This window comes from Kitasatospora sp. NPDC004799 (assembly GCF_040609095.1).
Taxonomy (GTDB): Bacteria; Actinomycetota; Actinomycetes; order Streptomycetales; family Streptomycetaceae; genus Kitasatospora.
The window spans coordinates 1-20,420 of the sequence record NZ_JBEXJK010000122.1 but is presented as its reverse complement, the minus strand read 5'-3'; the positions used below and the strand labels follow the sequence as shown (position 1 = coordinate 20,420).

The following is a 20,420-nucleotide window of genomic DNA, read 5'->3' as shown; positions in this document are numbered from 1 at the left end:
AGGATGCCGAGCGCGAAGACGGCGACCACGGCGACGGTGATGCCGAAGCTGACCCCGGCGGTCTGGGCCAGCGGGTCGTCGCCGCCGGTCGGGTCGCTCATCGCCCGGCCGAGGGAGCGCAGCAGGAAGGCGGCGACCACGGCGGCGGCCAGCGCGGTGAGCAGCCAGCGGCCGAGGTCGGGCACCCGGTAGCCCCGGGCCAGACGGAGATAGAACACGTCGACTCTTTCAGCGGCTTGACGTCGTCGGCGGCCCGGCGTCGTCAGCGGTGGGTGGCCGTGACGGCGGGCGCTCCGGCGGCCCCGGGGGCGGTGATGCCGCGGGGGACGGGGGTGACGGGGGCGGCGAGCCGCCCGTCGACGAGGGCGACGGTGCGGTCCGCGAACCGGACGAGCTCGGGGTCGTGGGTGGCCAGGAGGAGGGTGAGCTGGTGCGACCGGGCCGCGCTGGTCAGTATCCGCATGACCTGGTCGGCGGCCTCGCGGTGCAGCGGGGCGGTGGGGTCGTCGGCGAAGACGACGGGCGGCAGCGGGGCCAGCGCGCGGGCGACGGCGACCCGCTGGCGCCGGCTCTGGACCAGCCGCTCGGGGCGCAGCCGGGCGCAGTCGCCGACGTCGAGGCGTTCCAGCCACTCGTCGGCGGCGGTGTAGGCGGCCTTGTGGCCGGCCCCGGCGAGCAGCAGCGGCAGGGCGACGTTCTCCCGGGCGGTCAGTTCGGGCACCAGGTGCGGCTCGGAGCCGACGAAGCCGAAGCGGTCGCGGCGCAGCCGTTCGCGGCCGGCCCGGGCGAGGGTGTGCACGGGGGCGCTGTTGAACCAGACCTCGCCCTCGTCGACCGTGAGCTGCGCGGAGAGGCAGCCCAGCAGGGTGCTCTTGCCGGAGCCGCGCGGGCCGGTGACGGCGAGCACCTCGCCCTCGCGGACGCCGATCGAGATGCCGCGCAGGGCGGGGGTGCCGTCATGGGACTTGACGATCCCTCGGGCCCACAGCACGTCGTTGTCAGGCGGTGCCGCTGACATGAGGATCCATCCTGGGTGGCCGCAGGGATATGACAGTCGTCAGATTAGAACGACCGGGACGGGGCGCGGGTGCGGCGCACTGGTCCATCACGGGCAAATCACCCGCATTCAGGCATGTTTGGTCGTACGACTGTGATGTTGCGGGCGGGCGGCGCCGGTCCGGGTACGCCGAAGGGCGGCCCCGCGGGAAGCGGGACCGCCCTTCGGCGGAGGGTGGGGAAGAGGGCTCAGGGGATCAGAGCTTCGCCCACGCGTCGGTGAGGCTGGTCCGCAGGATCTGCTCGATCTCGTCGAAGGTCGACTGGTCGGAGATCAGCGGCGGGGCCAGCTGGACGACCGGGTCGCCACGGTCGTCGGCGCGGCAGTACAGGCCGTTGTCGAAGAGGGCCTTCGAGAGGAAGCCGTAGAGCACGCGCTCGGTCTCCTCCTCGTTGAAGGTCTCCTTGGTGACCTTGTCCTTCACGAGCTCGATGCCGTAGAAGTAGCCGTTGCCGCGGACGTCGCCGACGATCGGCAGGTCGCGCAGCTTGCTCAGGGTGCCCAGGAAGCGCGACTCGTTGTCGAGCACGTGCTGGTTCAGGCCCTCGCGCTCGAAGATGTCGAGGTTGGCCAGGGCGACGGCCGAGGAGACCGGGTGGCCGGCGAAGGTGTAGCCGTGCAGGAAGGTGTTGTCACCCTTGTAGAACGGCTCGGCGATGCGGTCCGAGATGATCGTGGCGCCGATCGGGGAGTAGCCCGAGGTCATGCCCTTGGCGCAGGTGATCATGTCCGGCACGTAGCCGAACTTGTCGGCGCCGAACATGGTGCCGAGGCGGCCGAAGGCGCAGATGACCTCGTCCGAGACCAGCAGCACGTCGTGGCGGTCGCAGATCTCGCGCAGGCGCTGGAAGTAGCCGGGCGGCGGCGGGAAGCAGCCACCGGCGTTCTGCACCGGCTCGACGAAGACGGCGGCGACGGTCTCGGGGCCCTCGAAGAGGATGGCCTCCTCGACCTGGTCGGCGCACCAGCGGCCGTAGGCCTCGGGGTCGACGGTGCCGTCGGGGCCCTCGAGGTAGTGCGGGGCGCGGTAGATGTTGGTGTTCGGGGCCTTGTGGGTGCCCGGCACCAGCGGCTCGAACGGGGCCTTCAGGCCCGGCAGGCCGGTGATCGACAGCGCGCCCTGCGGGGTGCCGTGGTAGGCGATGGCGCGGGAGATGACCTTGTACTTGGTCGGCTTGCCGATCAGCTTGAAGTACTGCTTGGCGAGCTTCCAGGCGGTCTCGACGGCCTCGCCGCCGCCGGTGGAGAAGAAGACCTTGTTCAGGTCGCCCGGGGCGTAGTTGGCCAGGCGCTCGGCCAGCTCGACGGCCTTGGGGTGCGCGTAGCTCCAGATCGGGAAGAACGCGAGTTCCTTGGCCTGCTTGGCGGCGACCTCGGCGAGCTCGGTGCGGCCGTGACCGGCCTGCACGACGAACAGGCCGGCCAGGCCGTCGATGTACTTCCGGCCCTTGTCGTCCCAGATGTACGTGCCCTCGCCCTTGACGATCGTCGGCACGGGGGAGTTCTCGTACGACGACATGCGGGTGAAGTGCATCCACAGGTGGTCGTAGGCGGTCTTGGAAAGGTCCTTCTGCGCCGGGTCGGCTGTCATCGGGTGCCCCAGGTGTAGGTCTGTTTCCGGAGCTTCAGGTAAACGAAGCTCTCGGTGCTCCGCACGCCGGGAAGCGCGCGGATGCGCTTGTTGATCAGTTCGAGCAGGTGCTCGTCGTCCTCGCAGACCAGCTCGGCCAGGAGGTCGAACGAGCCTGCGGTGCAGACCACGTAGTCGACCTCGTCGAGGGCGGCCAACGCGTCGGCGACGGGCTCGATGTCTCCCTCGACCCGGATGCCGACCATCGCCTGGCGGGTGAAGCCGACGGTGAGCGGGTCCGTGACGGCGACGATCTGCATCACGCCCTGGTCGAGCAGCTTCTGGACGCGCTGCCGCACGGCCGCCTCGGACAGGCCGACGGCCTTGCCGATGGCGGCGTACGGGCGGCGCCCGTCCTCCTGGAGCTGCTCGATGATCGCCTTGGAGGCGGCGTCGAGGGGAACGCTGGCGTTCCGGTCGCGGTTGGCCACGCGGCCACTGTGCCTGATCGTTCCCGTGTTCGCAAGCGTGGAAACTGCTGATTTCGTCGAGATCTCGGAAAACGCATGCGGATTTCATCGCCGAAGCGCACTCGGCCTGTCGATACCAGCAGTCTTGCGGCTACCCTGGCACGGTACGCGCGCGCCCCCGGGGACCGGCGCACGTACCGCCACCAGTGGACCGCGCCGCTCCGGGCACGGCCACTCGGGACCCTTCGTACGCCGGATCCGCCGACGTACCATGGCGCCGGAATCTGCAAAGCCGCAGGCCCAGACCGAGGAGAGATCCGTGAGCGACCTTCGCACGCTGCGCAACTACGTCAACGGTGAGTTCGTCGACGCGGCTGACGGCCGCACGCTCGACATCGTGGACCCGACCACCGGCGAGGTGTACGCGACGTCGCCGCTGTCCGGTGCCGCGGACGTGGACGCCGCGATGGCCTCCGCCGCCGCCGCGTTCCCGATCTGGCGCGACGCCACCCCGAGCACCCGGCAGAAGCTGCTGCTCAAGATCGCCGACGCGGTCGAGGCCCGTGCCGACGAGATCGTCGACACCGAGGTGCGCAACACCGGCAAGCCCCGCGCGCTGACCCTCTCCGAGGAGATCGGCCCGATGGTGGACCAGATCCGGTTCTTCGCCGGTGCCGCCCGCCTGCTGGAGGGCAAGGCCGCCGGTGAGTACATGGACGGGATGACCTCGATCATCCGCCGCGAGCCGGTCGGCGTCTGCGCCCAGGTCGCGCCGTGGAACTACCCGATGATGATGGCCGTCTGGAAGTTCGCCCCGGCCATCGCCGCGGGCAACACCGTCGTGCTGAAGCCCTCCGACACCACCCCGGCCTCCACCGTGCTGCTGGCCGAGATCATCGGCGGCGTGCTCAAGGAGCTGGAGCTGCCGGCCGGCGTCTTCAACGTCATCTGCGGCGACCGCGAGACCGGCAAGCTGATGGTCGAGCACCGGACCCCGGCGATGGCCTCCATCACCGGTTCGGTGCGCGCCGGCATCTCGGTCGCCGAGTCCGCCTCCAAGGACGTCAAGCGCGTCCACCTGGAGCTGGGCGGCAAGGCCCCGGTCGTGGTGTTCGAGGACGCCGACATCGCCGAGGCCGTCGAGGGCATCTCGGTGGCGGGCTACTTCAACGCCGGCCAGGACTGTACGGCCGCCACCCGCGTGCTGGTGCACGAGTCGATCCACGACGCCTTCGTCGAGGCCCTGGCCAAGGCCGCGGCCGAGACCAAGACCGGTGGCGTGGACGACGAGGACGTGCTGTACGGCCCGCTGAACAACGCCAACCAGCTGAAGCAGGTCTCCGGCTTCATCGAGCGGCTGCCCGCCCACGCCAAGGTCGAGGCCGGTGGCCACCGGGTCGGCGACCGCGGCTACTTCTACGCCCCGACCGTCGTCTCCGGCCTGAACCAGGATGACGAGATCATCCAGAACGAGGTCTTCGGCCCGGTCATCACCGTGCAGAAGTTCACCGACGAGGACCAGGCCGTCGAGTACGCCAACGGCGTCGAGTACGCGCTGGCCTCCTCGGTGTGGACCAAGGACCACGCCCGCGCCATGCGGATGTCGCGCCGCCTGGACTTCGGCTGCGTCTGGATCAACACCCACATCCCGCTGGTCGCCGAGATGCCGCACGGCGGCTTCAAGAAGTCCGGCTACGGCAAGGACCTGTCCTCGTACGGCTTCGAGGACTACACCCGGGTGAAGCACGTCATGACCGCGATCTGAGCGGGTCGTGGCCGTTGAGCGCGGTATGACCGCGATCTGAGCGGGTCGTGGCCGTTGAGCGCGGTACGACGGCCATCCGATCCGACGATCACCGGTCGAACTGACCGTGGGCCCGGGGCACTCAGCCCCGGGCCCGCGGTCTTTGCACCCTGTCGGCGGCGGGAGCGACCGGCTGACACGATGGAACTGCCCTTCGGGAGCGGCCCGCCCTAGCCTTACCGGCATGAGCATCCCCACCGCTGACTCAGCCGCCGGCCAGGCCGTCAAGGCCGCCGACCGCGCGCACGTCTTCCACTCGTGGTCCGCCCAGGCGCTGATCGACCCCCTCGCGGTGGCCGGCGCCGAGGGCTCGTACTTCTGGGACTACGACGGCAACCGCTACCTGGACTTCTCCTCGCAGCTGGTCAACACCAACATCGGCCACCAGCACCCGAAGGTGGTCGCCGCGATCCAGGAGCAGGCGGCGAAGCTCTGCACCATCGCCCCCGGCTTCGCGGTCGAGTCGCGCAGCGAGGCCGCCCGGCTGATCGCCGAGCGCACCCCCGGTGACCTGGACAAGATCTTCTTCACCAACGGCGGCGCCGAGGCCAACGAGAACGCCATCCGGCTGGCCCGGCTGCACACCGGTCGGCAGAAGGTGCTCTCCACCTACCGCTCGTACCACGGCGCCACCGCCAACGCGATCGCCCTCACCGGCGACCCGCGGCGCTGGCCCAACGAGAGCGGCGTCTCCGGCGTGGTGCACTTCTGGGGGCCGTACCCGTACCGCTCCAACTTCCACGCCGAGAACGAGGCGCAGGAGTGCGAGCGCGCGCTGGAGCACCTGGAGCAGGTGATCGCGTTCGAGGGCCCGGGCACCGTCGCGGCGGTCATCCTGGAGACCGTGGTCGGCACCGCGGGCATCCTGGTCCCGCCGGCGGGCTACCTCGCCGGGGTGCGGGAGATCTGCGACCGCCACGGGATCGTGTTCATCCTGGACGAGGTGATGGCCGGCTTCGGCCGCACCGGTGCGTGGTTCGCCGCCGACCACTGGGGCGTCACCCCGGACCTGCTCACCTTCGCCAAGGGCGTCAACTCGGGCTACGTGCCGCTGGGCGGCGTGGCGATCAGCGCCGAGATCGCGGCCACCTTCGCCGAGCGGGCCTTCCCCGGCGGGCTCACCTACTCCGGCCACCCGCTGGCCTGCGCCTCCGCGGTGGCGACCATCACCACCATGGCGGAGGAGGGCATCGTCGAGAACGCCCGGCACATCGGCGAGACCGTGCTCGGCCCCGGCCTGCGCGAGCTGGCCGAGCGGCACCCGTCGATCGGCGAGGTCCGCGGCCTCGGCGTGTTCTGGGCGCTCGACCTGGTGCGGAACCGGGAGACCCACGAGCCGCTGGTGCCCTACAACGCGGCCGGCGCCGCCAACGCGCCGATGGCCGAGCTGGCCGCCGCCTGCAAGCAGCGCGGGCTCTGGCCGTTCGTCAACATGAACCGCTTCCACGTCGTCCCGCCGTGCACCGTCACCGAGGAGGAGGCCAAGGCCGGCCTCGCGGTGCTGGACGAGGTGCTGTCGCTCACCGACGCGCACACTGTCTGACGTACCGACCAGGACGGCCCCGGACGCCCGCGCGCGCGTCCGGGGCCGTCCCACGCTCCGGAAGGCTCCCGATGACCGGCTCCACCCCGACCCGCCCGTCCGCCCCGCCCGCCGTGCGCCGACGTTCCGTGCTCGGCGGGGCCGCGCTGCTCGGCGCCGGCACCCTGGCCGGCTGCGGCATCCCGTCCGCGTACGTACCCGAGGACCGCCGCTCGGCGCCGGACCGCTCGGAGAGCGAGAAGCGGCTCGCCTTCTCCAACTGGACCCAGTACATCGACACCGACGACGCCGGCGGGCGCCCGACCCTGGACGCCTTCAGCGAGCGGACCGGGATCGAGGTCACCTACACCGAGGACATCAACGACAACGACGAGTTCTTCGGCAAGATCAGCCCGGTGCTCACCCAGGGCGCCGCCCCCGGCCGGGACCTGATGGTGATCAGCGACTGGATGGCCGGGCGGTACGTCGCGCTGGGCTGGGTGCAGGCCATGGACCGGGACAACCTGCCCAACGTCACGGCCAACCTGGACCCGCAGCTCGCCGACCCGGCCTTCGACCCCGGCCGCCGGCGCAGCGTGCCGTGGCAGTCCGGGATCACCGGCATCGCCTACAACCGCAAGGCGCTCGGCCGGGAGATCAGGTCCACCGCCGACCTGTGGGCGCCCGACCTCAAGGGCCGGGTCACCCTCTTCGCCGGGCTGGACGAGGCGCTCGGGCTGCTGATGCTCTCCCAGGGCGCGGACATCGCGAAGTTCAGCGCCGACGACGCGCGCAAGGCGATGGACCTGGTGCAGAAGGCGGTCGACAGCGGCCACGTCCGGCGCTTCACCGGCAACGACTACACCGGCGACCTCGCCTCCGGCGCGGCGCTCGCCTGCCAGGCCTACTCCGGCGACGCCGTCCAGCTCACCGCCGAGAACCCGGACATCGAGTTCGTGGTGCCGGAGGAGGGCGGCGAGCTGTGGGCGGAGAGCCTGATGATCCCCAACCGGGCCGCCCACAAGCGCAACGCCGAGCTGCTGATCGACCACTACTACCGGCCCGAGGTGGCCGCCGAACTCGCCGCGTCCGTCCAGTACATCTGCCCGGTGCCGGCCGCCCGCGAGGTGCTGGCGGCCAGCGGCGACCGGGAGAAGGCCGAACTCGCCGAGAACCCGCTGCTCTTCCCGACCGAGGAGATGCGCGCCCGGCTGCGCACCATGCGCGACGTCACCTCGGCCGAGCGGCCCGAGCTGCACAAGGTCTGGGGCCGCATCACCGGGGTGTGAGGGCACCGGGTGCGGTGCCGGGTTCAGCGCCGGACGGCGTCCAGGGCGAGCAGTGCCACGTGCAGCGAGAGGCAGGACTCCACCTGGTCGAGGTCGACGCCGAGGATCCGCTCGACCTTGTGCAGCCGGTCGTAGAAGGACGGCCGGGACAGGTGCGCGGCGTCCGCCGCGGCGGACTTGTTCCGGCCCTGCTCCAGGTAGATCCGCAGCATCTGCACCAACTGGCCGTTGTGCTCGGCGTCGTGGGCCAGCAGCGGCCCCAACTCCCGTTCCACGTACGTCTGCAGCCGGGCGTCGTCGCGCAGCAGGTGGAGCAGGCCGCGCAGCCGGACGTCCGGCAGGCGGTAGTAGGAGGAGCTGCGGCCGCCGGGCGCGTCGTGCAGCGCGGCGTCGGCGACCTGGGTGGCCTCCAGCAGGGTGCGCCGGGCGTCGCGGACCGAGCCGACCGAGGAGCCGACCGCGACCACCGGGCCCGCCGGGTCGCCGCCCTCCCGGCCGGGCTCGGCCGACATCCGGCGCAGCGTGGCCGACAGGGCGTCCAGCGCGGCGTGCTCGTCCTGCTGGGTGCCGAGCGCGACCAGCAGGCCGACGGCCTCGTCGTCCAGCGCCCCGACCAGGGCGGACAGCCGGCAGGACCGGACCGCGGCGGCGGCCAGCTCGGTGAAGTCGCGCAGCCGGGCCTGGGCCTCCAGCGCGGCCGGGATCGGCCCGCGCCGCTGCCGCAGCACCACGCCGACCAGCCGGCGGCCCTCCAGGGGGACGCCCAGGGCCTGGGCGCGCAGCGCCGCCTCGGAGACGGTCAGCGCGTGGGTGAGGATGCCGGACAGCAGGGTGCGGTGGGTCTGCCGCTCCAGGCTCTCCCGGTCGCGCACCACCAGCCGGTTGAGCGCCAGCGCGGAGGCGCCGCGCTCCAGCAGCATGGCGTGCGGGTGGGTCTCGCCCTCGGGCAGCGGGCCGGGCTCCTGCACCAGCACCAGCCGGCCCCAGTCCTGGCCGCGGGCACCGACGGTGGTCACCAGCCAGCCGCTGCGCGGGTCGTGGCCGGTGCGCCCGGCCGGCCGGACCCCGCGCGAGCGGCGCTCCCAGTCCTCCAGCACCTCGGCCTCCGGGCACCCGGCGGCGTCGTGGGCGAGCACCTGGTGGGCCAGGTTCTCCAGGACGACCGGGGCACCGGCCATCCGGGCCACCTGCCGGATCACCTCGGGCGGCTCGGCGCCCTCCACCACCAGCTCGTTGAAGACCTGGTGGACCGACTCGGAGACCCGCAGCTGCTCCAGCTGGGCGTTGACCACCAGGGCGTGCACGGCCTCGGTGACGGCGACGAACCGCAGCTCGCGGCGGAGCGTGACCAGCGGCAGCCCGCGCTGCTCGGCGGCGTGGACCAGGGCGCGGGGCAGCGCGTCGAAGTAGCGCCGGCCGAACTCGACGACCAGGCCGGCCACCCCGACCTCGTCCAGCTCGCGCACGTACCGGGCCAGGCCCTCGCGGTCCTCCGGCAGGGCGATCCCGGTGGTCAGCACCAGCTCGCCGCCGCGCAGCATCCCGGCGACGTCGGGCAGCTCGCTGACGTGGACCCAGCGGACCGGCCGCTCCAGGTGGTCGGCGCCGGCCACCACCTGGGGCAGGCCGCGGCGCATCACGTCCAGGTCGAGGACTCGGGCGACGGTGGGGAGCATCGCGGGCCTCCGGGGCCGGGGGGCCGGAGCGGGGGCTCCGGGTGATCAGGGCGATCAGAACGGTCAGAGTGTCAGGTAAATCATCCATCGACCGGACGACCTGTCGCCCTGCCCGCACCCTTGCACCCTGTAAGGCCCTTCGTGTCGAGACTGTCGGAGTGACCCTTGTCACCCCGACCCCGCAGCGGGCAAGGTCAGCGGGACCGCAGACCCCCAACCGCGGACGCGTGACCCCGCAGCGGTCGAACCACGGCACCTTGGAGGAGACCAGATGGACCTGACCGACTTCGGCGCGGGCGCGCAGTACATCGCGGGCCGTTGGACCCGGGGGAGCGGCGAGCCCTTCCAGGTCGTCAACCCCGCCGACGGGAGCGTGGTCGAGCAGGTCGCGCTGGCCACCACCGCGGACGTGGACGCCGCCGTCGCCGCCGCCAGGGCCGCCCTGCCCGGCTGGTCCGCGGCCACCCCCGGGACGCGCTCCGAGGCGCTCACCCGGCTGGCCGCCGTCCTGGCCGACGCGGCCGACGACCTGGCCCGGGTGGAGACGTCGCAGACCGGCAAGCCGGTCAAGCTGGCCACCGAGTTCGACGTGCCCGGCACCGTCGACAACGCCGCCTTCTTCGCCGGCGCCGCCCGCAACCTGGAGGGCAAGGCGGCCGGCGAGTACTCCGGCGACCACACCTCGTACGTGCGGCGCGAGGCGGTCGGCGTGGTCGGCTCCATCTCGCCGTGGAACTACCCGCTGCAGATGGCCGCCTGGAAGATCCTCCCGGCGATCGCCGCGGGCAACACCATCGTGCTCAAGCCGGCCGAGCTGACCCCGCTGACCTCGCTGATGTTCGCCCGCGCCTGCACCGCCGCAGGCATCCCGGACGGCGTGGTCAACGTGGTCACCGGTGCCGGACGCACCGCGGGCGAGCACCTGGTCGGGCACCCGGACGTCGCGATGGTCTCCTTCACCGGCTCCACCGGCGTCGGCCGGCGGGTCGCCGAGATCGCCACCGCGAGCGTCAAGCGCACCCACCTGGAGCTCGGCGGCAAGGCCCCGTTCGTGGTCTTCGACGACGCCGACCTGGACGCCGCCGTGCACGGCGCGGTCGCGGCCTCGCTGATCAACGGCGGCCAGGACTGCACCGCCGCCACCCGCGCCTACGTCCAGCGCCCGCTGTACGACGCCTTCGTGGCCGGGGTGGCCGAGCTGTACGCGGCGATCCGGATCGGCGACCCGCTGAACCCGGGCACCGACCTCGGCCCGCTGGTCTCGTACGCCCACCGGGACCGGGTGGCCGGCTTCGTGGAGCGCGCCCGCGCGTACGCCACCGTGGTCACCGGCGGCCGGATCCCGGAGAAGGGCCACGACGGCACCGACCTCACCCGGGGCGCGTACCACCAGCCGACCCTGATCACCGGCGCGGCCCAGGACAGCGAGGTCGTGCAGGGCGAGATCTTCGGCCCGGTGCTGGTCGTGCTGCCGTTCGACAGCGACGACGAGGGCCTGCGGCTGGCCAACGACACCCCGTACGGCCTGGCCGCCTCCGCCTGGACCACGAACGTGCACCGCTCGCTGCGCGCCACCCGGGAGATCGCGGCCGGCTGCGTCTGGGTCAACGACCACATCCCGATCATCAGCGAGATGCCGCACGGCGGCTACAAGGCGTCCGGCTACGGCAAGGACATGTCCCAGTACTCGCTGGACGAGTACACCCAGGTGAAGCACGTCATGTTCGACACCACCGCGGTGGCCCGCAAGGACTGGCACCGCACCGTCTTCGGCGACAGATGACCCCAGGCCCCAGCGGGTGCCCCCACACCCCCTCTCCCCCCAGGAGGCCCGTTCCATGGCGTTCAACGAGCTCACCGACGGTCTGCCCGAACCGGTCCGAAGGGCCTGGGAACGCAGCCTGACCAGCGGCCGGGCCGCGCTCGGCCGCCGCACCCTGCTGCGCGCCGCCGCGCTGACCGCCGGAGCGGGCACCCTGGCCGCCTGCGGCATCCCGGCGGCCCCCCGGGCGACCGGCGACTCGACCGCGAACGCCGCCGAGGACCTCTCGGAGAAGCAGAAGGAGGTCAACTTCTCCAACTGGCCGCTGTACGTGGACACGGACGAGCAGGACAAGGAGAAGCACGGCACGCTGGACGCCTTCACCGAGGCCACCGGCATCAAGGTGCGGTACACCGAGGACGTCAACGACAACGTCGAGTTCTTCGGCAAGGTCAAGCCGCAGCTCGCCTCCGGCCAGGACACCGGCCGCGACCTGATGGTGCTCACCGACTGGATGGCCGCCCGGCTGATCCGGCTCGGCTGGGCGCAGCGGCTCAACCCGGCGAACGTCACCACCGCGATCACCAACGTCGAGGCGCGCTTCCGCGCCCCCGACTGGGACCCGGGGCGGCTCTACTCCTACCCGTGGGCGGGCATCCAGACCGTCGTCGCGTACAACCGGAAGGCGACCAGGGGCAAGGAGGTCACCAGCGTCTCCCAGCTGCTGGACGACCCCGACCTCAAGGGTCGGGTCACCTTCCTCTCCGAGATGCGGGACAGCGTCGGGATGGTGCTGCTGGACCAGGGCAAGGACATCGCGCGGTTCACCGCCGACGACTACGACGGCGCGGTCGCCCGGCTGCAGAAGGCCGTCGACAACAAGCAGATCCGCCGCTTCACCGGCAACGACTACGGCCAGGAGCTCTCCGCCGGGGACATCGCGGCCTGCGTCGCCTGGGGCGGCGACCTGATCCAACTGCGGGCCGACAACCCGGACATCGAGTTCGTCATCCCGGAGAAGGGCTACGTCGCCTCGACCGACAACATGCTGGTCCCGGCCAAGGCGCAGCACAAGACGAACGCGGAGAAGCTGATCGACTTCTACTATCAGCCGAAGATCGCGGCGCAGCTGGTCGCGGGCATCGGCTTCGTCTCCGCCGTCACCGGGATGAAGGACGAGCTCGCCGGCATCGCCCCGGACACCGCGGCCAACCCGCTGGTCGTGCCCACCCCCGAGATGGCGGTCAAGGCACACGTGTTCCGCACGCTCTCCGAGAGCGAGGAGAGCGACTTCGAGCAGAAGTTCTCCAAGCTCATCGGTGCCTGACCCCACCCCCGGCCGAGAGACCCAGGAAGACACCACCCCATGACAGACCAGCAGCGCGACACGGCCGTCGGCGGCGACGTCCGGCTCACCGGCATCGGCAAGACCTACGGCTCCTTCACCGCCGTCCACCCGCTCGACCTGACCGTCCCGCAGGGATCGTTCTTCGCCCTGCTCGGCGCCTCCGGCTGCGGCAAGACCACCACCCTGCGCATGATCGCCGGCCTGGAGGAGCCCACCACCGGCACCGTCCTGATCGGCGGCCAGGACGTCACCGCACTGCCCCCGTACAAGCGGCCGGTGAACACCGTCTTCCAGAGCTACGCGCTCTTCCCGCACCTGGACATCTTCGAGAACGTCGCCTTCGGCCTGCGCCGGCGCGGCCGGAAGGACGTCAGGAAGCAGGTCGACGAGATGCTGGAGCTGGTCGAACTCGGCCAGTACGCCCGGCGCAAGCCGCACCAGCTCTCCGGCGGCCAGCAGCAGCGCGTCGCGGTCGCCCGCGCGCTGATCAACCACCCGCAGGTGCTGCTGCTGGACGAACCGCTCGGTGCGCTCGACCTCAAGCTCCGCCGCCAGATGCAGCTGGAGCTCAAGCGGATCCAGACCGAGGTCGGCATCACCTTCGTGCACGTCACCCACGACCAGGAGGAGGCCATGACCATGGCCGACACCATCGCGGTGATGAACGGCGGCCGGGTCGAGCAGCTGGGCGCCCCCGCCGAGCTGTACGAGAACCCCGCCACCACCTTCGTGGCCAACTTCCTCGGCCAGTCCAACCTGCTGCCCGCCGAGGTCACCGGCAGCGAGGGCGGCGACCTGCTGCTCAGCGCGGCCGGCGCCCGCCTCGCGGTGCCGAAGGCGCGCTGCTCGACCGACGCCGAGCGCGTCCACCTGGGCGTGCGCCCGGAGAAGATCACCATCACGCACGCCTCCGAGCAGGTCGCCGACGGCCGCAACCGGCTGGCCGGCACGGTGCTCGACTCCAGCTTCATCGGCGTCTCCACCCAGTACGTGGTGCGCACCGACGGCGGCCAGGAGGTCACCGTCTTCGAGCAGAACATGGAGCGCGACGCCCGGATCGTCCCCGGCGCGGCCGTCCAGCTGCACTGGAACCCGGCGCACTCCTTCGCCCTGGACGCCGCGCAGGCGATCGACGCGGGCACCGGGGAGGAGGCCGCATGACCGCCACCGCCCCGGCCGCGCCGCCGCAGGCCGTACCCCCTGACGGCAGCCCCGTGGAGGGACCGGCTCCGAAGCCGAAGCGCAGGCTCACCCCGTACTGGCTGCTGCTGCCCGGCATCGCCTGGCTGGTCGTCTTCTTCGCCGTCCCGATGGTCTACCAGGCGTCGACCTCGCTGCAGACCGGCTCGCTCGAAGCGGGCTTCAAGGTCACCTGGCACGTCTCGACCTACTGGGACGCCCTGGTCGAGTACCGGTGGCACTTCGTCCGCTCGTTCTCCTACGCGGCCGTCGCCACCGTGCTCTGCCTGGTCGTCGGCTACCCGCTCGCGTACACGATCGCCTTCAAGGCCAGCAAGCGCTGGCGCAACGTCATCCTGATCCTGGTCATCGCGCCGTTCTTCACCAGCTTCCTGATCCGCACGCTGGCCTGGAAGACCATCCTGTCCGACGGCGGCCCGGTGGTCGGCGCGCTGAACGCGCTGCACGTCCTGGACGTCACCGAACTGCTCGGCCTCACCTCCGGCGACCGGGTGCTGGCCACGCCGCTCGCGGTGGTCTGCGGCCTGACGTACAACTTCCTGCCGTTCATGATCCTGCCGCTGTACACCTCGCTGGAGCGGATCGACCCGCGCCTGCACGAGGCGGCCGGCGACCTCTACGCCCGGCCGTTCACCACCTTCCGCAAGGTGACCTTCCCGATCTCGCTGCCCGGCGTGGTCGCGGGCACCCTGCTGACCTTCATCCCGGCCTCCGGCGACTACATCAACGCCCAGCTGCTGGGCTCGCCGAGCGAGCAGATGGTCGGCAACGGCATCCAGAAGCAGTTCCTGAACGTGCTCGACTACCCCACGGCGGCCGCGCTGAGCTTCATCCTGATGGCCCTGATCCTGGGCATGGTGACGGTCTACATGCGCAAGGCCGGGACGGAGGATCTGGTCTGATGTCCCGGATGTTCACGTGGATCCGCGCCCACCTGGTGGTGCTGGCCGGCCTGCTGGCCCTCGCCTACCTGGTGCTGCCCAACCTGGTCGTGCTCGCCTTCTCGTTCAACAAGCCGGTGGGCAAGTTCAACTACGAGTGGAACGAGTTCTCCACCGACGCCTGGACCGACCCGTGCGGCGTGGCCGACATGTGCCGGTCGCTCTCGCTCAGCCTGTGGATCGCGGTGTTCGCCACCATCGGTGCCACCGTGCTCGGCACCATGGTCGCCTTCGCGCTGGCCCGCTACCGCTTCCGCGGCCGCTCGGCCACCACCGCGATGATCTTCCTGCCGATGGCCATGCCCGAGGTGGTCATGGCCGCCTCGCTCGGGACGCTCTTCCTCAACATGCGCATCCCGTTCGGCTTCACCACCATCCTCATCGCGCACATCATGTTCTGCCTCAGCTTCGTGGTGACGGCGGTCAAGGCGCGGGTGATGAGCATGGACCCGAGGCTCGAACAGGCCGCCCAGGACCTCTACGCGACCCCCACCCAGACCTTCCTGAGGGTCACCCTGCCGCTGGCGGCGCCCGGCATCGCGGCGGGCGCGCTGCTCAGCTTCGCGCTCTCCTTCGACGACTTCATCATCACCCAGTTCAACTCGGGGCCGACCACGGTCACCTTCCCGATGTTCGTCTGGGGCGCCTCGCAGCGCGGCATCCCGGTGCAGGTGAACGTCATCGGCACCGCGATGTTCCTGGCCGCCGTCGTGCTGACCGTCGTCGGCCAGTGGCTGGGCAACCGCCGGAAGGCCACCGCCTGACGTACGGTCGACAGCGGTGGCACGTAGGACCGTCATCTATTCGTGGAAAGTGGCTGATAATGCATGGACTCCGCCCGCGCGCTCAGTGACGCCAGGCCCACCCCCTTCTGGCTGGAGGATCCCGGCCGGCCGACCGCCCTGCCCGCGCTGGTCGGCGACACCACCTGCGACCTGCTGGTCGTCGGCGGCGGCTACTCCGGCCTGTGGACCGCCCTCATCGCCAAGGAGCGCGACCCCTCGCTGGACGTCGTCCTGGTCGAGGGCAACGAGGTCGGGTGGGCCGCGTCCGGGCGCAACGGCGGGTTCTGCGCGGCCAGCCTCACCCACGGCTTCGGCAACGGCCTGGACCGCTGGCCGTCCGAACTGGCCCGGCTGGAACGCCTCGGCGCCGCCAACCTCGACGCCATCGAGGCCACCCTCAAGCGTTACGGCATCGACGCCGAGTGGGAGCGCACCGGCGAGATCGACGTCGCCACCCAGCCCCACCAGGTCGAGGAGCTCCACGAGATCGCCGAGGCCGTCGCCCGGTACGGCTTCGACATCACCGTCCTGGACGCCGACCAGCTGCGCGCCGAGGTGGACTCGCCGACCTTCCTCGGCGGCCTCTGGGACAAGGAGGGCGTGGCGATGGTCCACCCCGCCAAGCTCGCCTGGGGCCTCAAGGACGCCTGCCTGGGCCAGGGCGTGCGGATCTTCGAGCGCACCCGGGCCACCGACCTGCGGGAGCACGGCAGCGGCATGGCCGTCCGCACGCCGTACGGCCGGGTCTTCGCCCGCAAGGTCGCGCTCGGCACCAACGTGTTCCCGTCGCTGCTCAAGCGGGTCCGCCCGTACATCGTGCCGGTGTACGACTACGCGCTGATGACCGAGCCGCTCGACGACGAGCAGCTCGCCGCGATCGGCTGGCGCGGACGGCAGGGCCTCGGGGACAGCGCCAACAAGTTCCACTACTTCCGGCTCTCCGCGGACAACCGGATCCTCTGGGGCGGCTACGACGCGGTCTACCACTTCGGCGGCCACGTCCGGCACGAGTACGACCAGCGGCCGGAGACCTTCCGCACCCTGGCCGAGCACTTCTTCCGCTGCTTCCCGCAGCTGGAGGGCCTGCGCTTCACCAACGCCTGGGGCGGCGCGATCGACACCTGCAGCCGGTTCTCGGCGTTCTTCGACACCGCGTACCGGGGCAAGGTCGCGTACGCGGCCGGCTACACCGGGCTCGGCGTCGGCGCGACCCGCTTCGGCGCCGAGGTGATGCTCGACCTGCTCGCCGGGGAGCGCACCGAGCGCACCTCGCTGGACATGGTGCGCAGCAAGCCGCTGCCGTTCCCGCCCGAGCCGGTGCGCTGGGCCGGGATCGAGCTCACCACCCGGTCGCTGGAGCGGGCGGACCGCAACGGCGGCCACCGCAACCTCTGGCTGCGCACCCTCGACCGGCTGGGGCTGGGCTTCGACAGCTGAGGCGCGGGAGCCGACCGCCGAAATGGCCCCAGTCGGATGCCCCTAGTCGTGTAATCAGGACCCGCCGTCCGCCTCTCCTTGGTGACGGCGGGTCTCGCGCTTCCCGCCGTCTCCGAACAGTACGAACGGCGGAATGCGGGGACACGACATGGAGACCACCGGACTGCACTGGCTCGCCCAGGTGGCACCGGACCCGGAATCCCTCCGGGAGCAGTGGGAGCGCACCGGGCTGGGCCTGATGCTGCTGCCGGCCGGCCGACGCTGGGACGTCCTCTCCGTCCCCGGACGGCTCGGGCGCCCGGCCCTGGAGATCATGGACCCGCGCACCCGCGGTCCGGTCCTCACCGACTTCGGGGGCGAGCACGTCAGCTTCCTGGTGCCCGTCGGCACCGCCGCCCGCTGGATCGGCACCGGCGTGCGCAGTGCGGGGGAGGGCACCTGGATCGTCGTCCCGCACCCCGAGCGGAGCAGCCGGGGCGTGCGCTGGCTGGTCCCGCCCGACGGCTCGGGGCGGCTCAACGACCCGGTGCTGCTGGAGCTGGTCCTGCACGAGGCGGCGGCGCGGCTCAGCGGCTGGTGAGCCGCGGGGCGCCCGGCGGCTTCCGGGCCTCCTGGGCGTCCGGTGGCGGTGGTGCGCGGACCGGGCGGGCGGTGGCGGTCGCGGTGGCGCGCGGGGCGGGCGGTCGCGTCAGACTGGAGGCGTGACCACCGTCCCGCACGCCGTCGACGCGCCCCTCCGCCCGGGCCCCGCCCAGCTGCGCCTGGCCGCGTCGGCCGCGCCCGTCTGCGACCGGTACGGCCTCGCGCTGGCCGGCGGGCACGCGCTGCGCGCCCACGGTGTCGCGGCCTGCCCGCAGGACGGGCTGACCCTGGCGACCGGCGGCGCCGACCTGCCGGAGGTCGCCGCCGCCCTCGGCGAGGCCTATCGGGCGGCGGGCGGCGGGGTCGCCGAGCGGCCGGGCACACCGCGGCTGGAGCAGCTCACCGTCCGGCTGGCGCTGGGCGGGCGGTCGCACTCGGTGGAGCTGCGCAAGGAACCGCTGGGCCACCGCCCGGTCCGGCTGGACTTCGGCGCGCCCGGACCGGACGAGCCGCCGCTGGTGCTGCCCGTGGTCGCCCTGGAGGACGCGGCCGCGCTGACCACCGCGCTGCTCGTGGACCGGGGCATGCCGCGCGACCTGATCGACGTGCACGCCCTCACCCGCTGCTACCGCGAGGGCGAACTGCTGGCACTGGCAGGGGAGTTGGACCCGGACTTCCAGCCCGCGGCGCTGGCCGACCGGCTGGAGACGCTCGCCGAGGCGGCGGACGGGCGGTTCCGGGCCCGGGGCGTCCCGGCCGGGGAGGTGGCCGAGCTGAAGCGGTGGGCGCTGGCGTGGGCGCAGGACCTGCGGCTGGACCTGCTGGAGACCCAGGAGGCGGCGGACGGACTGCACGACCCGTACCTGGAGGAGGAGGACGGGGAGGCCTGAGGCCCGGGCCCGGCTTCCAGCCGTCCACTCGTCCACTCGTCCACTCGTCCACTCGTCCGGCCGAGCGACCGGACGACCTGTAAGGCTGAATCCACGATGCCCGTCAGCCTGTTCGTTGAGCAGGGGCGATGCGGCCACCAGACTGGAAGACGAGCGCGGTAGCCCCGTGAATCCCGTCGCCCGGCCCACCTGCGGGCGGCGCCAGACCGGACCGGTGGCAGGACGCCGCCCGGGACTTCGGAGGCAGACGGACCTTGAGCAAGCACATCATTCACTGGATCGGCGGCAAGCCCGTCGCCACCGCCGGTGCGGCCCCCCGTCGCGGTGAGATCTTCGACCCGGCCACCGGCCAGGTCTCCGGTCAGGTCGACTTCGCCGGGATCGCCGAGGTCGACCAGGCGGTGGCGGCCGCCGCCTCGGCCTTCACCGAGTGGCGCACCGCCTCGATCGCGAAGCGGACGACGGTGCTCTTCGCCTTCCGCGAGCTGCTGAACGCCCGCCGCGACGAGCTGGCCTCGATCATCGTGGCGGAGCACGGCAAGGTGCACTCCGACGCGCTGGGTGAGATCGCCCGCGGTCTGGAGGTCGTGGAGTACGCCTGCGGCATCCCGCAGCTGATCAAGGGCGGCTTCACCGAGCAGGCCTCGACCGGCGTCGACGTCTACTCGATCCGCCAGCCGCTCGGCCCGGTCGCGATCATCTCGCCGTTCAACTTCCCGGCCATGGTGCCGATGTGGTTCTTCCCGATCGCCATCGCGGCCGGCAACACCGTCGTGGTGAAGCCCTCGGAGAAGGACCCGTCCGCCGCCAACTTCCTCGCCGAGCTGTGGAAGGAGGCCGGCCTGCCGGACGGCGTCTTCAACGTCGTGCACGGCGACAAGGTGGCCGTCGACCGCCTGCTGGAGCACCCGGACGTCAAGTCCGTCAGCTTCGTCGGCTCCACCCCGATCGCCCGCTACGTCTACGAGACCGGCACCCGCTACGGCAAGCGCGTGCAGGCCCTGGGCGGCGCCAAGAACCACATGCTGGTCCTGCCGGACGCCGACCTCGACCTCGCCGCCGACGCCGCCGTCAACGCCGGCTTCGGCGCGGCCGGCGAGCGGTGCATGGCGGTGTCCGTGCTGGTCGCGGTCGACCCGATCGGCGACGAGCTGGTCGAGAAGATCAAGCAGCGGATCGCCACCCTGAAGGTCGGCCCGGGCTGCAACGGCGACTCCGAGATGGGCCCGCTGGTCACCGGCCAGCACCGCGACAAGGTCACCTCCTACGTGGAGTCCGGGGTCGCCGACGGCGCCGAGCTCGCCGTGGACGGCCGCAAGCACCCGGTCACCGCCGAGGACCGGAACGGCTCCCCGACGGCCGACGGCTTCTGGCTCGGCCCGACGCTGTTCGACCACGTGAAGCCCGGCATGTCCGTCTACAACGACGAGATCTTCGGCCCGGTCCTCTCGGTCGTGCGCGTCGAGTCGTACGAGGAGGGCCTGGCGCTGATCAACGCCAACCCGTACGGCAACGGCACCGCCCTCTTCACCAACGACGGCGGCGCGGCCCGGCGCTTCCAGTTCGAGGTGGAGGTCGGCATGGTCGGGATCAACGTGCCGATCCCGGTCCCGGTCGCCTACTACTCCTTCGGCGGCTGGAAGGCCTCGCTGTTCGGCGACGCCCACGCGTACGGCCAGGACGGCGTGCAGTTCTTCACCCGGGGCAAGGCCGTGACCCAGCGCTGGCTGGACCCGTCGCACGGCGGCATCAACCTGGGCTTCCCCACCAACAGCTGAGCCGCGCGGCTCCACCGGCCGGACCCTCCCCCCGGGGTCCGGCCGGCCGTCTTTGCACGACGTTTGCATCCGGTCGCAGAAGCGCGTACAGTTCTTCGAGCTGCCTGGCTGGGAGCACCGGACACGCGTCTGCGCGGACGGTCCCGGGGCGGCCAATCCTCTGAAACACCACTTCTCGGTTCGTGCCGGTTCTTCGCGCTTTTCCGCGTGACGTCCTGGTGCTTATTCGGCGTGCGCGTTTTATCGGGTTGCGGTCGGATTCGCTTTTCGGAGCGGGGATCGGCTAGAGTTTGGAACGTCGGACGGGGC

16 protein-coding genes and 1 pseudogene are annotated in these 20,420 nt (G+C 71.8%); 12 read left to right on the top strand and 5 right to left on the bottom strand.

Features of this window, described 5'->3' with window-relative positions; genetic code table 11:
• The 4 genes and pseudogenes from ABZW03_RS17755 to ABZW03_RS17740 form a co-directional block, all read right to left on the bottom strand.
• Positions 1-218 (bottom strand): annotated as a pseudogene (locus tag ABZW03_RS17755) (hypothetical protein); the annotation flags it as partial.
• A 44-nt stretch (positions 219-262) separates the two neighbouring features.
• Positions 263-1,018 (bottom strand): ATP-binding cassette domain-containing protein, encoded by a 756-nt coding sequence (locus ABZW03_RS17750; protein ID WP_355258488.1) that lies wholly within the window; start codon positions 1,016-1,018, stop codon positions 263-265.
• Positions 1,019-1,253: 235 nt separating this feature from the next.
• Positions 1,254-2,648 carry an aspartate aminotransferase family protein gene (locus tag ABZW03_RS17745; RefSeq protein WP_355258485.1) on the bottom strand — a complete coding sequence of 465 codons (1,395 nt, stop codon included), beginning with the start codon at positions 2,646-2,648 and terminating at the stop codon, positions 1,254-1,256.
• Positions 2,645-3,118: an Lrp/AsnC family transcriptional regulator gene (locus ABZW03_RS17740; RefSeq protein WP_030243538.1), complete on the bottom strand. Its 474-nt coding sequence runs from the start codon at positions 3,116-3,118 to the stop codon at positions 2,645-2,647. The genes ABZW03_RS17745 and ABZW03_RS17740 overlap by 4 nt, the downstream gene beginning before the upstream one ends.
• A gap of 250 nt (positions 3,119-3,368) precedes the next feature.
• On the opposite strand from ABZW03_RS17740, the gene ABZW03_RS17735 reads away from it, so the two are divergent.
• The 3 genes from ABZW03_RS17735 to ABZW03_RS17725 all read left to right on the top strand — a co-directional run bounded on the left by ABZW03_RS17735 (position 3,369) and on the right by ABZW03_RS17725 (position 7,712).
• Positions 3,369-4,862, top strand: a complete 1,494-nt coding sequence (locus tag ABZW03_RS17735; protein WP_355258482.1) for a gamma-aminobutyraldehyde dehydrogenase — start codon at positions 3,369-3,371, stop codon at positions 4,860-4,862.
• Between the two features lie 223 nt (positions 4,863-5,085).
• Entirely contained in the window at positions 5,086-6,444 is a 1,359-nt protein-coding gene (locus tag ABZW03_RS17730; protein WP_355258478.1) for an aspartate aminotransferase family protein, read from the top strand.
• Between the two features lie 71 nt (positions 6,445-6,515).
• Complete coding sequence (locus ABZW03_RS17725) at positions 6,516-7,712, top strand: spermidine/putrescine ABC transporter substrate-binding protein (RefSeq protein WP_355258475.1); 1,197 nt, start codon at positions 6,516-6,518, stop codon at positions 7,710-7,712.
• Between the two features lie 23 nt (positions 7,713-7,735).
• Here ABZW03_RS17725 and ABZW03_RS17720 read toward each other — a convergent pair whose 3' ends face one another.
• Positions 7,736-9,388 (bottom strand): PucR family transcriptional regulator ligand-binding domain-containing protein, encoded by a 1,653-nt coding sequence (locus tag ABZW03_RS17720; protein WP_355258472.1) that lies wholly within the window; start codon positions 9,386-9,388, stop codon positions 7,736-7,738.
• A gap of 271 nt (positions 9,389-9,659) precedes the next feature.
• Here ABZW03_RS17720 and ABZW03_RS17715 point away from each other — a divergent pair, with 271 nt between their 5' ends.
• From ABZW03_RS17715 to ABZW03_RS17675, 9 genes are all read left to right on the top strand, one after another.
• Positions 9,660-11,171, top strand: coding sequence for a gamma-aminobutyraldehyde dehydrogenase (locus tag ABZW03_RS17715; RefSeq protein ID WP_355258469.1), 1,512 nt, complete (start codon positions 9,660-9,662; stop codon positions 11,169-11,171).
• 55 nt (positions 11,172-11,226) lie between these two features.
• Complete coding sequence (locus tag ABZW03_RS17710; RefSeq protein ID WP_355258466.1) at positions 11,227-12,477, top strand: spermidine/putrescine ABC transporter substrate-binding protein; 1,251 nt, start codon at positions 11,227-11,229, stop codon at positions 12,475-12,477.
• Positions 12,478-12,516: 39 nt separating this feature from the next.
• Positions 12,517-13,659, top strand: a complete 1,143-nt coding sequence (locus ABZW03_RS17705; RefSeq protein WP_355258463.1) for an ABC transporter ATP-binding protein — start codon at positions 12,517-12,519, stop codon at positions 13,657-13,659.
• Positions 13,656-14,600 carry an ABC transporter permease gene (locus tag ABZW03_RS17700; protein ID WP_355258460.1) on the top strand — a complete coding sequence of 315 codons (945 nt, stop codon included), beginning with the start codon at positions 13,656-13,658 and terminating at the stop codon, positions 14,598-14,600. Before ABZW03_RS17705 ends, ABZW03_RS17700 begins: the two co-directional genes overlap by 4 nt.
• Positions 14,600-15,403 (top strand): ABC transporter permease, encoded by an 804-nt coding sequence (locus tag ABZW03_RS17695; protein WP_355258457.1) that lies wholly within the window; start codon positions 14,600-14,602, stop codon positions 15,401-15,403. Before ABZW03_RS17700 ends, ABZW03_RS17695 begins: the two co-directional genes overlap by 1 nt.
• 63 nt (positions 15,404-15,466) lie before the next feature.
• Entirely contained in the window at positions 15,467-16,861 is a 1,395-nt protein-coding gene (locus ABZW03_RS17690) for an FAD-dependent oxidoreductase (protein ID WP_355258454.1), read from the top strand.
• Between the two features lie 133 nt (positions 16,862-16,994).
• On the top strand, positions 16,995-17,441 hold the full coding sequence (locus tag ABZW03_RS17685) for a bifunctional DNA primase/polymerase (protein WP_355258451.1): 447 nt from the start codon (positions 16,995-16,997) through the stop codon (positions 17,439-17,441).
• Positions 17,442-17,562: 121 nt separating this feature from the next.
• Positions 17,563-18,333 carry a hypothetical protein gene (locus ABZW03_RS17680; RefSeq protein ID WP_355258448.1) on the top strand — a complete coding sequence of 257 codons (771 nt, stop codon included), beginning with the start codon at positions 17,563-17,565 and terminating at the stop codon, positions 18,331-18,333.
• Between the two features lie 254 nt (positions 18,334-18,587).
• Entirely contained in the window at positions 18,588-20,111 is a 1,524-nt protein-coding gene (locus ABZW03_RS17675) for a CoA-acylating methylmalonate-semialdehyde dehydrogenase (RefSeq protein WP_355258445.1), read from the top strand.
• Positions 20,112-20,420 lie beyond the last annotated feature (309 nt).